Origin of the sequence: Salinivibrio sp. YCSC6 (assembly GCF_004916735.1) — a bacterium.
Lineage (GTDB): Bacteria > Pseudomonadota > Gammaproteobacteria > Enterobacterales > Vibrionaceae > Salinivibrio > Salinivibrio proteolyticus.
Genome location: NZ_CP039516.1, coordinates 2,809,222 through 2,822,900 on the forward strand (window position 1 = coordinate 2,809,222; position 13,679 = coordinate 2,822,900).

The following is a 13,679-nucleotide window of genomic DNA, read 5'->3' on the forward strand; positions in this document are numbered from 1 at the left end:
GCCCCGTTCGTCTTGGCGGGGCTTTAACGTCAATCGGCTCAACGGACCGAGCTTAAATCACAATTAATACTTCTGATGGCATATTCGCCACGGTCGCTTGCTGGTAGCGCATCGCGACCACCGCACGGGTGCGTTCAAATCTTTGCAGCTGCTCAATTTTCTCCAACACCTCTTCAGGCATTTTGAGCCCCAACGGATAGCCGTTTTCTGGTCGCGCCTCGTCTCCGGGCTCACTACGTGTGATGGCATCAATGCGGTTAGCAACATTGGCGCCGTTGTAGTCTGCGTCTTTAAATGACTCAGGGGTATAGTCGAAAGAATAATTGGGGTGCTGCGACGGATCCCACGACGGATTACGCAGTTGCTTGTCTTGCTCCGTCGCTGGTTTTTCATGATCCAGCGCGGGCGGCTGTTTGGTCGGAACAATTTTTTCGCGCACGCGATTTTCCCGCGCAACTTGCTCAGTTGGCGGGTTCACCGATGGCGCGACAGTTGGGATACTGACGCTTGCTGGCGATATATTCATCTGATGCTACCTCCCAACATCAGCTGAAGGCCTCATTGTCAGTCCGGCCTCGTCTCCTTATAGTTTAGACGACAACCGCGAGTATTGTGCCTATTGTTCCCAGCGCAGACAAAAATTGTCCTGCGTTATAGGCGGTATCATCGTTTTCCTTCACTTTGTCCGGATGGTCCATGCCCAACGCGCCATAAGTAAAGGATTCAACCGATGATTTCTCTTTAGACTTGTCAACGCCTTCAGCGTTTTTGGCTGCTTTCGCATCCTTGACGTCTTTCACCGCTGGGGTGGCCGCTGTCTCAGCGGGCTTTGTATCTTTGACCTCTTTGTCCGCATTTGGTTGCGTTTGCGGCGGCGATTTTGGCTTCATCGACTGAGGATGATAGGCCTGAGACTGCCCAACGTTGCCTACGTTCATTATGGTCTCTCCTCATACCAGAGCAAGTGACATAGTTAACTTATCGGCAGAGGAATGACAAGATTTAGTCAATTCTGCCAAAAATCGTTCAGCGCGCGCAGTCAGGGCGGCAATTGGTTGCCAGAAAGGCGGTGAGCCTGTCTACCACACCGTCAGGCTCAGTGACAAAAGGGGCATGGGCACTGTGTGCAAAGACCTCACTCGGTGAATGAGGTACCCAAGCGTCCATCTGTCCCGCCACGGCGACAGGTACCAACCCGTCGAGGCGACCGTACAACCGCAGCCAAGGTAAGCGAATTGACTGGCATGCTTGACGTAAATCCGCCGAAGCCAGTATTTGCAAACCATCGGCCAGAGCCTGAGGATCCGGTGCAGGTCGTGAAAACACTGCCTGCTTGAGCGCTTTAATGTCTTTCTTCGCAGTGGGCGACCCCATGGCCTGCAGCGCCATAAATCGCTCCACGGTCAAAGAAAAATCCTGCTCAAGCTGTGAGGCAAATGCATTCAGCACCGCGGGTTTAATGCCTCGCCATCCCGGTTCCGCGACAAACTTGGGTGAGCTTGCGACCGTCACGAGCCCCGTCAAACGATGGGGCGCGAGCAGGGCCGCTTGCGTGGCCACCAATCCGCCCAGTGACCAGCCCAACCAAGTTGCTTGCGCTGGTGATTCTTTAAGCAACACTTGTGCCAGTTGTTCTAAATCAAGCCCCGGCTGTGCGGGGCTCAACCCAAATCCGGGCAAGTCAACACAATGAACCCGGTAGTTTGCAGTGAGATACGGCAAGATAAGCGACCAAACAGCACTGTTCATTCCCCAGCCATGAATGAGAACCAGATCGGGGCCTTGTCCGTAAGATTGCCAATCACATAACGCCATGCTTTACACTGCCTTTGTACTCTTTTTCATCAGGATGGCTATGATACCAGCAATTCATCCCCCTCGCCTTGCTGGCGTTTGGCAAAGCATTAGGGGCAAATCTTTGCCCCATCAGTGCCCCGTGTGTCGCTTATCCCTCCCTGCCGATCACACCTTGTGCTGCGATGCGTGCTGGGATAAACATCATCAGGCCTACGGGTGTCAATGTTGTGGCTTGCCGGTGCTCACCCCTCAAACACATTGTGGTCAGTGTCTCAGCCATCCACCTGCGTGGCATACGCTTACCGCGATCAGTGCCTACCTCGACCCGCTCCCTGATTTGGTTCACCGCTTTAAATATCAAGGAGACTTCGAGCTGGCCCTTCCGTTCGCCACGCTGCTCAGCGAGAAAATCGACACGCCTGCCCCAGTCTTACTGCCTGTTCCCTTACACTGGCGGCGACGAATACAACGCGGCTTTAACCAAAGCGCCCATCTGGCATGGGCGCTACAACAGCGGCTTGGCAGCCGAGTCGTCACTCACTATCTAAGACGTACTCGCCATACCTCTCCTCAGCAAGGGTTGGATAGATCTGCGCGACTGAAGAACCTGCGCGGGGCATTTCGCTTACACGGTGCACTGCCGGCAGAGCATGTTGCGCTTGTCGACGACGTGGTGACAACCGGAGAAACGGTTAGTCAACTTTGCCGTTTGTTGCGCCGAGCGGGTGCGAAACGGGTCGATATTTATTGTATTGCGCGGACCAAGCTCCCTTGAGATAAACCGCAGTGACCATAAATTAGCCACATTGAACAAGGGGTGATAGCAAGTAAAAACCGGAGTACACTGTACAAAACACACTGGATTAGTCAGGTATTTGTCGTGTCAGAAGTCAAAATTTCAGAAAATGCACAAAGCCACTTTGTGAAGTTGCTTGAGCAACAGCCCGAGGGCACCAATATTCGCGTGTTTGTGGTTAACCCAGGCACGCCAAACGCCGAGTGCGGTGTTTCTTATTGTCCACCCGAAGCAGTAGAAAGCAGCGATACCGAACTCAAATTCAACGGCTTCTCTGCTTTCATTGATGAGCTAAGCCTACCGTTTTTAGACGAAGCGGAAATCGACTTTGTCACCGATAAAATGGGCTCACAGCTGACGCTGAAAGCACCGAATGCGAAAATGCGGAAAGTGGCCTCCGATGCGCCTTTGATGGAGCGTGTTGATTACGTGATTCAAAGCCAAGTCAACCCACAGCTTGCCAGCCATGGCGGCCATGTTAACTTGATTGAAATCACCGATGACGCCGTGGCGATTTTGCAATTCGGTGGCGGTTGTAATGGCTGCTCAATGGTAGACGTGACCTTAAAAGAAGGGATCGAAAAGCAGTTGCTGGCCGAGTTCAGCGGCGAGCTAAAGGGTGTGCGCGATGTGACCGAGCACGCGCGTGGCGATCACTCTTACTATTAAGACGCTGCCTTTCCATCGCAAAAACAGGCCAACTGGCCTGTTTTTTTGTTGATAGGTCTCAGTGCGTGACGTCAAAAAAGCTATCTCGTCGCCAGTGGTAAACAAAGCACACCGCAAGACTGAGCCCTCGTAGCGCCATAAAAGTGAGCATCGCTAACCACAGGGCGTGATTGCCCCAATCTTGCGCTAGCCACCATGCAGCAAAAAAGCCCGCGGTGGCGACAAACATTCCATTGCGCATGTCTTTACCCCGCGTCGCACCAATAAAGATACCATCGAGCAAAAAGCACCACATCGACACTAAAGGCATGGCCACCAACCAAGGCAAATAACGCGCCGCTTGGTCACGCACCGCCTCGATGTCGGAAATCAGCGCAATGATGTGACGGCCTGCCACACCAAATGCCAGCGTGATCGCCAGGCAAATTACCAACGACCAAAACGTGCTACCTATCAATGACACCAACAACGCAGACTTGCTCTGCGCGCCAATCGCTCTACCCACCATTGCTTCCATCGCATAGGCAAAGCCGTCCATTGCAAAAGAAATCAACATCAGAAAACTCATCAGCACCGCATTGGCGGCCACAATGTCATCGCCGAGCGTCGCCCCTTGGAAGGTCATAAAGGTAAACGCCAACTGCAAGCTAAGGCTGCGTAAAAAGATGTCTCGATTAAGCTTAAGCAAGCGGCTCATCCCAGTTAGCCCGCGCTCAAACACCGACCGAACGGTCGGTAACTGACGCGATTGCCAGATACCTTTGACAAAATAGAGCCCCAACATGAGGCCGATATAATCGGCAGCCACACTCGCTGCAGCAGCTCCTTCGACTTTCATATCGAGGCCCACCACAAACAGCAAATCAAGGACAATATTGGCACTGTTAACCACAATCAGCAGCCACATCGGCTGGCGCGCATTTTGCGCCCCCAGTAGCCAACCCATGATCACCAAGTTCATCAAGGTCGCCGGCGCACTAAAGATCCGAATGGAGAAGTACTGGCTCGCGTAATGTTTCACCTCGGCGCTGGCATCACTAAAGTGCATCACCCCCTCTAAAATAGGCACATGCAGTGCGATCAACAGTACAGCCAGCAAGCCCGCTAAGGTCGCGCCACGCACAAAGGTGGCCGCCAGCTCACGGTTATCACTCGCGCCATAGGCTTGCGCGGTAAACCCGGTGGTCGCCATACGCAAAAAGCCCAACAGCCAAAAGGTCACATTTATCATGGTGCTGCCAACCGCCACACCACCTAAATACCATGCATGGTCTAAGTGGCCGATCACCGCGGCATCCACTAACCCTAACAGGGGGACGGTGATATTGGAGATCACCATAGGTAAAGCCAGCGATAAGACCCGCCAATGAAGCTCACGCTGAGTGAGAGACTGCCACATACTTCCTCGTTCTCAATATTGGACGCCACGCTATGCGTCAGGATGATGTATCATTTTTGATAAAGAACACGATTGCAGCGATAACCGGCAAGGTCAGCGGGTGGCCCTTATCGATGCAGCAGTGTACCATTGCGACAATCTAATCGACGAGCGGCCATTGCACTGCATCAGTTGCATTGCGCCAACTAGGCTCATCACCTCTGTAAATAAGGAAAGGTTATGCGTGTATTTTTTGCCTGTGTGTTGGCGGTATTGCTAGCGGGTTGCTCGAAAGTGACCAAGCAAAACTACGATCAGCTCGAAGTGGGCATGAGCTATGACGCGGTTGTGAGCCACATTGGCGAGCCTAGCCAATGCGACGACACCATGGGCTTAACCCACTGTGTGTGGGGCGGCGATGGTAAGCACATCAAAGTGTCTTTTGTCGCCGACAAAGCCACCGTACTGTCGGCGCAAGGGCTAAAGTAGGCCCTTAATAGCGCAACGCGTGGTCGGCAAGGAGCACCACAAAGGTCGCGAAGATATGCCATATCGAGAACTTAAAGGTCTGCCACGCGATGCCTTTTTGCGACTGGGTTTTCAGTCGCCAAGCGTAACCGACAAAGACCAGATTTAACGTGGTCGCCCCTACCAGATACAACCAACCACTCATCCCGGTCAGCCAAGGAAAAATGCCCACGATGACCAGCAGTAGGGTGTAAAGCAAGACCATAGTTTGGGTAAACCCTACCCCATGAGTGACAGGCAGCATCGGCACATCGGCTTTAGCATAATCATGGCGGCGATGTATCGCTAACGCCCAAAAGTGAGGCGGCGTCCAAGTAAAAATGATCATCACCAGCAGCAGCGCGTGGGCGTGAAGCTCTCCGGTCACCGCGGTCCAGCCTAGCAAAGGCGGCATTGCACCCGCCAACCCGCCAATCACGATATTTTGCGGGGTCGCGGGTTTAAGCCACTGGGTATACACCAACGCATACCCGACTAGACTGGCAAACGTTAGCCAAGCAGTGAGCGGGTTCAGCCACCAACAGGCAATGAATCCCATCACCATCAGTATCACCGCAAAGGCCAACGCGGCGCCTTGACTCACTCGTCCCTCGGCCACGGGGCGATGGCGGGTGCGCTGCATTTTCGTGTCAATTTTCCAGTCGATAACGTGATTAAACACCGCCGCTGCGCTGGCTTGCGCACCAATGCCAAACAATCCCACCAGCACCGCCGACCAAGGTGGCCAGCCGGGAGTGGCTAAGCACATGCCCACCAACGCGGTGAGAAGCAACATAGCAACCACACGCGGTTTGGTTAGCTCGTAATAATCACGCCAATTGGCGCCAACCCGTGTCGAAACACTAGCGGTTCGTTGAAACTGTGCCATCACGAGCTCCTTGAGATAGTGGCGAGGAAAGAGATAAACGACGAGTGATCAGCAACGTAACCAACAGTGATAATCCCCCTAAGTTGTGTGCCACCGCCACACTCAGCGGCAGTAGCGCGACCACATTGGTCACCCCTAACGTAATTTGCATCGCCAGCACACCACTCACTGCCATTGCCAGCGCGCGCGCCCCAGCACGCCACAGCATCCATGCCCAAGCGAGCACTAATACGGTGACCACCATGGCGCCCAGACGGTGGGTAGCATGGATGGTCACCCGCTCGGCATGGTTCAGCACGCCAAATTGGTAGGTTTCGCTAAGAGGACTGACGGGATGAAAGGCGGAAGGGGTGAAAAGCTGCCACCAAGGGCTTTCGCAGATAGGTAGCTGAGTGCAGACGGTGGCGGCATAGTTGGCAGAGGTCCAGCCGCCGAGGCCGATTTGTACAATCACCGCGACCAAAGCCAACGTGCCCACGCGGCGCGCGGATGACGACATCGAAAACACAGGCAATCGGAGCGCGCCTGTCGCCACCGCCAGCCAAACTAGCAAGCATACCGTGGTGAAACCACCGAGTAAGTGCGCCATCACCACCACCGGCATCAAACTTAAAGTCACGGTCCACATCCCTAGGGCGGCTTGCGCGATGACCACTACACTGAGCAAGGTGGTCAGTGGTCGTAAAGCCTGATAGTCAGGACGTCGCCAGCTGATCCACGCCAACGCAAAAATCGCCAGCCCTAAAGTGCCGGCCACGTAGCGGTGCAACATTTCATTCCATGCTTTATGGATATCAAGCGGCGCATCAGGAAAACGCGACATGGCGACCGATTGCGCGCTTTCACTGGCCGGTACTGCCAAATGGCCATAGCATCCGGGCCAGTCTGGGCAGCCTAGCCCCGCTTCAGTAAGGCGGGTAAACGCGCCAAGCCCAACCACCAGCACGGCCAGTATCAGTGTCGATAAGACGGCAAGTTGGTAGCGACGCGTTGCCATAATCAGCCTACCTTCGACAATTTAAGAAGCCGTTTGAGATCACGCAATAAGCCTTTGCCTTGCGCTACCCACTTCGTTTTATCGTCACTGACAGGATAGGCCAGCACCACATTGTTCATCGGATCGCTAAGATAAATAGTATTTTTATCAAATGCTTGCTGCTGCCATGCTTGCGCCTGTTCCGTCGTCAGGGTTTGCCATGTCAGTACCTCCGGTGCGTTAGGGGTGGTACTTGTCAGTGCCACACTAGTGACCCGATCGCGCTCTTTGCCGACCGCAATCGGAATTTGTGTTAACTGAAACAAGGCTTGCTCGCATACAGCGTCACATTGCTCTGGCACCCGATAAATCAACCGCCACTGGCCTTGCTCAGGCAACCAATTCAAGGTCGCCGGCTCAGCGAGAAACTGTCCGTAATTAGTGACTCCTTTTTCATACCAGCTCTGCTCTAGCACCAATTTCGCCACCACCACAGGCAGGACAAAAATACCAATCAATGCTAGGAGCGTCATGCGTCCTTTCACACCGCTTCCCTCTGTTTTGTTTTGTACCACCAGATGCCCGCGCCAATACTGACTGCGAGCGCCATAAGTGCCCATTGCAAGGCATAGCCATAATGTTTTACCGGTGGCATTACCACCGGCTGCCACACCGGCGTAATCCCCGCTTGCGCCAAGGCATCCCGACTCGGCGTGGTCACATCCATCAATGTTTCTGTCCGTATCAACCACTGCGTATTCAGCGTTGTCAGTTGGGCGTTAAGTGCTTTTAAATCAATGCGCTGAACTCGAGCGGGCCAGGCGTGCGATGCCGTTTCTTCCTTGAGTACCAACCGCTCAGAGGGTGTATCGACAAAGCCAGACAGCTGGTAGCGCGATGCCAACACGGGCACGGCCGGCAAACGGCGCAATGCTGGCGCGGCCACCCAGCCCAATTCCACCAGCAACCATTGCGATGGCTGTTGGCTCGGCACAAAAGGAAGAAAAAGGCGATAGCCAACCTGACCTTGGTGGGTCTGATTATCCAGCCACACGGCAAATTCAGGGCGAAACTGGCCGTCGAGCGTCAACCGTTGGCCTTTTCGCACCATGCCTGAAAGTGAGTTGGGGGCTTGATTGGCATCAAACTGTGCCAAGTGTTGGGCTTTTTGCACGCCACGCGTCCATTGCCAATGACTTAACTTGACGAGTAGCGCGACCACAACCACAGTCAATATCAGAAACCCCATTCGCCGTCCTTGTTTCATGATTACCTATTGCGCTAAGGAGCGCTTATGCTGGTCAAAGCTATTCTGATTTGTTTGCTGATCTTTATTTTATTTAACTTATTTCGTGCCATTCCTGTCTTGCTCAATGGCGATCGCTCCGTGCCTTTATCTCGCTTTTTGGGCCGTCGCGTTTTATTTTCCGTCTGTATCTTCTTACTGCTTTTATTGGCGCTATCAATGGGCTGGATTACCCCCAACCCACGCCCCTATTGAGCTATAAGATGTATACAAAAACGAACAAGCATAACCACACCACATCAACAAAGTGCCAATACCAAGCACTGGCTTGAAAACCAAAGTGTTGTGTCGGCGTGAAGTGGCCGCGTAATACACGTAACCAAATCACAAACAACATGATGGTGCCTAATGTAACGTGTAGGCCATGAAAGCCAGTTAATAAATAAAAGGTGTTGCCATAGACCCCAGAGTCGAGACGTAGATCCATTTCTTGGTAAGCATGGATATATTCTTCGCCCTGAAAAAACATAAACAATGCGCCTAATAACACCGTGGCCAATAGGAAGCTTTTAATTCGCCCCCGTTGATTTTTCTCCATCGCGGTATGGGCAATCTGGAGCGTCACAGAAGAGGTCAGGAGGATAAAGGTGTTTAACAGCGGTAACCCCATCGCGGGCATCGCGGTGGTTTCAATCCCGCCCGGGGTTAAAGTGAGTGGCCACTGAGCGACGAAATCTGGCCACAATACCGCGGCCGTCATCGCATTGTTACTCGCCCCCCCCAGCCACGGAACGGCGATAAAGCGGGCATAAAAGAGCGCACCAAAAAAAGCGCCAAAAAACATTACTTCAGAGAAAATAAACCAACTCATTCCTTGGCGAAAAGAGCGGTCCATTTGGGCCGAGTACAGCCCTTGCATGGATTCGCGGATCACGTCGCGAAACCAACCGGTGAGCATAACCAAAATAAGTACGGTACCGGCCAGTAACAGCCAAGGGCCATTGCCACCAAATAAACCGCCCACCGTGGCACCTGCGCCAGCGGCAATCAAGAACAGCGCCACCGCACCAACAATCGGCCAAACACTCGCCGCAGGGACATAATAACGTTCAGGCGTCGCCATGAGCGCCTCCTTATTCCTTGGCGCTGGCGGTCACATCAAACAAGGTGTAGGCCAGCGTTAAGTGGTTAATGTCATCCGGCAGCTCAGGATCCACATAAAACACGAGGGGCAAAGCCGCATCCTCGCCACGCGGTAAAGGCTGACGGTTAAAACAAAAGCATTCAATTTTGTTCAAGTATTGGGCGGCTATCCCGGGTGAGACCGAAGGCACCGCTTGGCCAATGGTGTCATAGCGCGCATTGTTGGTGGCTAGGTAGTTGATGGTATGGGTTTCACCAGGGTGCACTTGCATCTGATTAACTTGGGGCTCGAACGTCCAGCGCATCCCCGGGTTGATGTAGGCAATAAATTCAATGGTCACCAAGCGATCTTGGTCAATGCCCGCACTGGATGCGGCGGCCTCATTGTCGGTTTTGCCATTGATCCCAGTAACGTCACAGAACACGTCATACAAAGGCACTAAGGCAAACGCAAAGCCAAACATCGCCACGGCGAGCAGCAGTAAGCGGCGCACCGAGCGCGCAGACTCAGTGGCCATGGCGCGTCTCCTCTAGATCCGGTGGTGTCTCAAAGGTGTGATACGGTGCCGGTGAAGGCACTGTCCACTCCAGCCCTTCGGCACCCTCCCACGGCTTCGCCGCAGCAGGTTCACCGCCGCGCGCGCATTTGATCACCACCGCGAGGAAAATAAGTTGTGATAAGCCAAAGGCAAAGCCACCGATGCTGACAATGGCGTTCACGTCCGCAAATTGCAGCGCATAATCGGGGATCCGGCGTGGCATCCCCGCCAGTCCCAGAAAGTGCATGGGGAAGAAAAGCACATTGACCGAAATCACCGAGCACCAAAAGTGCCACTTGGCTAAGGTTTCATTAAACATATGGCCGGTCCACTTGGGGAGCCAGTAGTAAGCCGCGGCCATAATCGAGAACACCGCTCCCGAAACCAGCACATAGTGGAAGTGCGCCACCACAAAATAAGTATCGTGATACTGAAAATCGACCGGCGTGATTGCCAGCATCAAGCCCGAAAACCCGCCGATGGTGAACAGCACAATAAAGGCAATTGCAAACAACATGGGTACTTCAAAGGTCAAGGATCCCCGCCACATGGTGGCGACCCAGTTAAAGACTTTCACCCCAGTCGGCACCGAGATCAGCATGGTGCAGAACATGAAAAACAATTCGGCAAACACAGGCATCCCAGTGGTGAACATATGGTGCGCCCATACCAAAAAGCTTAACCCCGCAATCGAGGCGGTGGCATACACCATTGAGCTATAGCCGAACAGGCGCTTCCGTGAAAACGCAGGGACAATGGCCGAGATAATGCCAAAGCTGGGCAAAATCATGATGTAGACCTCGGGGTGACCAAAGAACCAGAAAATATGCTGGAACATCACAGGATCGCCGCCCCCCGCGGCATCAAAAAAGCTGGTACCAAAGTACTTATCGGTAAGCACCATGGTGGCGGCCCCTGCCAATACCGGCATTACCGCAATCAACAAAAAGGCCGTGATCAGCCACGTCCAAACAAACAGCGGCATTTTCATGTAGGTCATGCCCGGCGCACGCATATTGGTGATGGTGACAATCACATTGATGGCCCCCATGATTGAGCTGATCCCCATGATATGCAGGGCGAAGACAAACAGGCCGGTACTGTCTGGGCTATAAGTGGTCGACAGCGGCGCGTAAAACGTCCAGCCAAAGTTAGGGCCGCCGCCTTCCATAAACAAGGAACCAATAAGCAGTAAGAACGCGAACGGCAGGATCCAAAAGCTCCAGTTATTCATCCGCGGCAGCGCCATGTCCGGCGCCCCTATCATCATCGGCACCATCCAGTTAGCCAAACCGGTAAACGCGGGCATCACCGCGCCAAACACCATGATCAGGCCGTGTACTGTAGTCATTTGGTTGAAAAAGTTAGGCTCAACCAGTTGCAGGCCGGGCTGGAAAAGCTCAGCACGAATAACCATCGCCATCGCCCCACCCAGTAAAAACATGGTGAAGCTAAAAATCAGATACATGGAGCCAATATCTTTGTGGTTGGTGGTCAACACCCAACGCATGATCCCACGCGGTTTGTGGTGATGATCGTCATGCAAGGTATCTGGGGTAGTATCTGTCATCACGCGCTCCTAAAGATCTTCACCTGACTTCACCGCGTTGATTTGCGCAGCTTGTACGGTATCACCGGTGTCATTGCCCCACGCATTGCGCTCATAAGTCACCACCGCCGCCAATTCTTTGAGCGACAATTGCGGACCAAACGCTTGCATGGCGGTACCTGCTTTGCCGTTGACGACAATATCAATATGATCGACCAACCTATCCGGTTGAATGGCAATCTCAGCGCCGGCCAACGCGGGGAACACGCCCGGCATCCCTTGTCCTTCGCTTTGGTGACACATGCCACAGCGGCTGTCATACACTTGCTTGCCAAGCGCCATCAGCTCATCCATCGGCATTTCCATGTCCAGCAAGCGTTGCTCCTCTTCGCGCGCTTTTTGCTGTGCTAGCGCCGTTTTTTGCACCCAAGCATCAAATTCCTCTTGCGGCTTGGCGATCACCACAATCGGCATAAAGCCGTGGTCTTTACCGCACAGCTCTGCACATTGGCCGCGATAAATGCCGGGCTTATCAATTTTGGTCCATGCCTCATTAATAAAACCGGGGTTAGCATCTTTCTTCACCGCAAAGGCGGGCACCCACCACGAATGAATCACATCTTGTGAGGTGATTAAAAAGCGCACCTTGCGCCCGACTGGCAACACCAGAGGCTGATCGACCTCGAGTAAATAGGTGTCACGCTTTTGTCTTTCATTGCGGATTTGTTCGGGGCTGGAGGCAAGCAGAGAAAAAAAGGCAACGTCATGGTCAAAATAGCGGTAATGCCACTTCCATTGTGAGCCCGTTACCTGCACCGTCAGGTCCGGCTCGGTGGTGTCTTCCATATCGAGTAACACTCGGGTGGCCGGAATCGCCATACCCACCAAAATCAAAAACGGCACGAGCGTCCACGCAATTTCTACCTTGGTGCTTTCATGGAATGAGGCAGGTTTAGCGCCTTTGGATTTACGATGGCGGATAATGGCCCAAAACATCACTCCAAACACCAGCACACCAATCGCAACGCAGATATAAAAGATGGTCATGTGCAGGTCATACACCTGCTGACTGATGGCCGTGACCCCCTGGGTGAGGTTCCAACCTTCTCGTTCTGCAGCATGCACACCTACTGCAGGAAGGAGCATTGTCCCTATCAAAAGTAGTAATCGGCGCCTCAACACGGCTTCCTCCTGCCTCACTCATGATTGACGCTGACGAGAATACGTACAGATACAATCACTAACGATAGTTAACGTTTTATTTACAATTAAGTTAGGCAAGGATGGCGAAAAGGACAAAGAATCGAGGCGAAAAAGATCATAAAGCCAGACACGTGCCCACCTTGTGTGAGCACGACGGCAGAAAAACGATAGTGCGAAAAGCTATAACTCGATATGAAGGACAACAGGCGTGAAACGGAGACGATAGCGTGGCATGGCCGCTAATGCACGTTGCCACAACCGCCAACGGGGACAGGGTTTATCGAGCGGTGATTTTTCTTCTACGCGGCACGCCCACGGCAACGCGTTCACGATCGCCATTCTCGGGTCGGCAAAACCATGTTGGTACTGTTCGCAGCCCAGCTTTTGTCCCATGCGAGTATGACATTTGTCCCCCGCCAGTACTAAACATGCTTCCATTTGCGGAAAGTGGCGGCTGATATGATGGCAAAAGGCTGAAATTTCGCGGTTACTGCACTCCAGTAAGGCTTGGTCACAAATTAGCATTGTGGGGTGACCAGCAGGTACCGCTAACTGATCCAGCCAATCAAGCTGCTTGACCGAGCCTTGCACCATCCGAAACCGTTCACTGGTATGAAAGAGTCGCTCACGCCAGAGTAAGGTTTCGTCGACATCTACTTCTAGCCAACGGCAACGGCCATTGTCGAGACGGTAAAAACGGGTATCGAGTCCGCCTCCCACGTTGATAATCCACGCGGTGGGATGCTGGGCTAAGAATTGTTTTACAATCGCATCACATTGACTGGTAAGCGTGGCATAAAGCAACTGGGTTTGATCCAAGTTGTGCCAATCACATTCAGGCTGGAGAACACATCCCTGACAGGCTGCAGCCGCCACCGGATCGTAAATCACCCCATCATCGGTAAGGCTCTCACGGCTGCGCAGCCACATCGGCTTAAATAGCTTGCTAGGAACAGAATGCTGTTGAGTACGCACGGACACCTCCAC

General features: G+C 53.2%; 17 protein-coding genes. 4 read left to right on the plus strand and 13 right to left on the minus strand.

Annotation, left to right across the window (positions count from 1 at the left end):
* Window positions 1-52: 52 nt before the first annotated feature.
* The 3 genes from E8E00_RS13085 to bioH form a co-directional block, all read right to left on the minus strand.
* The gene (locus tag E8E00_RS13085) at window positions 53-526 is read right to left on the minus strand and encodes an ATP-dependent Lon protease (RefSeq protein WP_069589003.1); all 474 of its coding nucleotides are present in this window, start codon (window positions 524-526) and stop codon (window positions 53-55) included.
* Window positions 527-590: 64 nt separating this feature from the next.
* Window positions 591-890 (minus strand): hypothetical protein, encoded by a 300-nt coding sequence (locus tag E8E00_RS13090; RefSeq protein WP_371414238.1) that lies wholly within the window; start codon window positions 888-890, stop codon window positions 591-593.
* A 136-nt stretch (window positions 891-1,026) separates the two neighbouring features.
* The gene (gene bioH / locus E8E00_RS13095; protein ID WP_077639828.1) at window positions 1,027-1,815 is read right to left on the minus strand and encodes a pimeloyl-ACP methyl ester esterase BioH; all 789 of its coding nucleotides are present in this window, start codon (window positions 1,813-1,815) and stop codon (window positions 1,027-1,029) included.
* A gap of 40 nt (window positions 1,816-1,855) precedes the next feature.
* On the opposite strand from bioH, the gene E8E00_RS13100 reads away from it, so the two are divergent.
* Both E8E00_RS13100 and nfuA read left to right on the plus strand, forming a co-directional pair.
* Complete coding sequence (locus tag E8E00_RS13100; RefSeq protein WP_077639827.1) at window positions 1,856-2,572, plus strand: ComF family protein; 717 nt, start codon at window positions 1,856-1,858, stop codon at window positions 2,570-2,572.
* A gap of 105 nt (window positions 2,573-2,677) precedes the next feature.
* Window positions 2,678-3,262: a Fe-S biogenesis protein NfuA gene (gene nfuA / locus E8E00_RS13105; RefSeq protein WP_077455024.1), complete on the plus strand. Its 585-nt coding sequence runs from the start codon at window positions 2,678-2,680 to the stop codon at window positions 3,260-3,262.
* A gap of 58 nt (window positions 3,263-3,320) precedes the next feature.
* Here the strand turns inward: nfuA and dinF are convergent, their stop codons facing one another.
* On the minus strand, window positions 3,321-4,661 hold the full coding sequence (dinF, locus tag E8E00_RS13110; protein ID WP_096630442.1) for an MATE family efflux transporter DinF: 1,341 nt from the start codon (window positions 4,659-4,661) through the stop codon (window positions 3,321-3,323).
* 219 nt (window positions 4,662-4,880) lie between these two features.
* Between dinF and E8E00_RS13115 the strand changes: the two genes are divergently transcribed.
* Complete coding sequence (locus E8E00_RS13115; RefSeq protein WP_069589015.1) at window positions 4,881-5,129, plus strand: DUF3862 domain-containing protein; 249 nt, start codon at window positions 4,881-4,883, stop codon at window positions 5,127-5,129.
* 4 nt (window positions 5,130-5,133) lie between these two features.
* Here E8E00_RS13115 and cyoE read toward each other — a convergent pair whose 3' ends face one another.
* From cyoE to E8E00_RS13135, 4 genes are read right to left on the minus strand one after another with little or no spacing between them, the layout of a single operon-like run.
* On the minus strand, window positions 5,134-6,036 hold the full coding sequence (gene cyoE, locus E8E00_RS13120; protein WP_077455022.1) for a heme o synthase: 903 nt from the start codon (window positions 6,034-6,036) through the stop codon (window positions 5,134-5,136).
* Window positions 6,011-7,033 carry a heme A synthase gene (locus E8E00_RS13125; RefSeq protein ID WP_069589021.1) on the minus strand — a complete coding sequence of 341 codons (1,023 nt, stop codon included), beginning with the start codon at window positions 7,031-7,033 and terminating at the stop codon, window positions 6,011-6,013. The genes cyoE and E8E00_RS13125 overlap by 26 nt, the downstream gene beginning before the upstream one ends.
* Before the next feature lie 2 nt (window positions 7,034-7,035).
* Window positions 7,036-7,545, minus strand: coding sequence for a hypothetical protein (locus E8E00_RS13130; protein WP_240531917.1), 510 nt, complete (start codon window positions 7,543-7,545; stop codon window positions 7,036-7,038).
* A gap of 8 nt (window positions 7,546-7,553) precedes the next feature.
* Complete coding sequence (locus tag E8E00_RS13135) at window positions 7,554-8,261, minus strand: SURF1 family protein (protein ID WP_168174061.1); 708 nt, start codon at window positions 8,259-8,261, stop codon at window positions 7,554-7,556.
* A gap of 45 nt (window positions 8,262-8,306) precedes the next feature.
* Here E8E00_RS13135 and E8E00_RS13140 point away from each other — a divergent pair, with 45 nt between their 5' ends.
* On the plus strand, window positions 8,307-8,513 hold the full coding sequence (locus tag E8E00_RS13140; protein WP_077455019.1) for a DUF2909 family protein: 207 nt from the start codon (window positions 8,307-8,309) through the stop codon (window positions 8,511-8,513).
* A 1-nt stretch (window position 8,514) separates the two neighbouring features.
* On the opposite strand, the gene E8E00_RS13145 is transcribed toward E8E00_RS13140, so the two are convergent.
* From E8E00_RS13145 to E8E00_RS13165, 5 genes are all read right to left on the minus strand, one after another.
* Window positions 8,515-9,381, minus strand: coding sequence for a cytochrome c oxidase subunit 3 (locus tag E8E00_RS13145; protein ID WP_096630434.1), 867 nt, complete (start codon window positions 9,379-9,381; stop codon window positions 8,515-8,517).
* A 10-nt stretch (window positions 9,382-9,391) separates the two neighbouring features.
* On the minus strand, window positions 9,392-9,919 hold the full coding sequence (locus tag E8E00_RS13150; RefSeq protein WP_096630432.1) for a cytochrome c oxidase assembly protein: 528 nt from the start codon (window positions 9,917-9,919) through the stop codon (window positions 9,392-9,394).
* The gene (gene ctaD / locus E8E00_RS13155; RefSeq protein ID WP_077765119.1) at window positions 9,909-11,510 is read right to left on the minus strand and encodes a cytochrome c oxidase subunit I; all 1,602 of its coding nucleotides are present in this window, start codon (window positions 11,508-11,510) and stop codon (window positions 9,909-9,911) included. Before ctaD ends, E8E00_RS13150 begins: the two co-directional genes overlap by 11 nt.
* 9 nt (window positions 11,511-11,519) lie before the next feature.
* Window positions 11,520-12,635 (minus strand): cytochrome c oxidase subunit II, encoded by a 1,116-nt coding sequence (coxB, locus tag E8E00_RS13160; protein WP_096630430.1) that lies wholly within the window; start codon window positions 12,633-12,635, stop codon window positions 11,520-11,522.
* Between the two features lie 237 nt (window positions 12,636-12,872).
* On the minus strand, window positions 12,873-13,667 hold the full coding sequence (locus E8E00_RS13165) for a class I SAM-dependent methyltransferase (protein ID WP_371414194.1): 795 nt from the start codon (window positions 13,665-13,667) through the stop codon (window positions 12,873-12,875).
* Window positions 13,668-13,679: the final 12 nt, after the last annotated feature.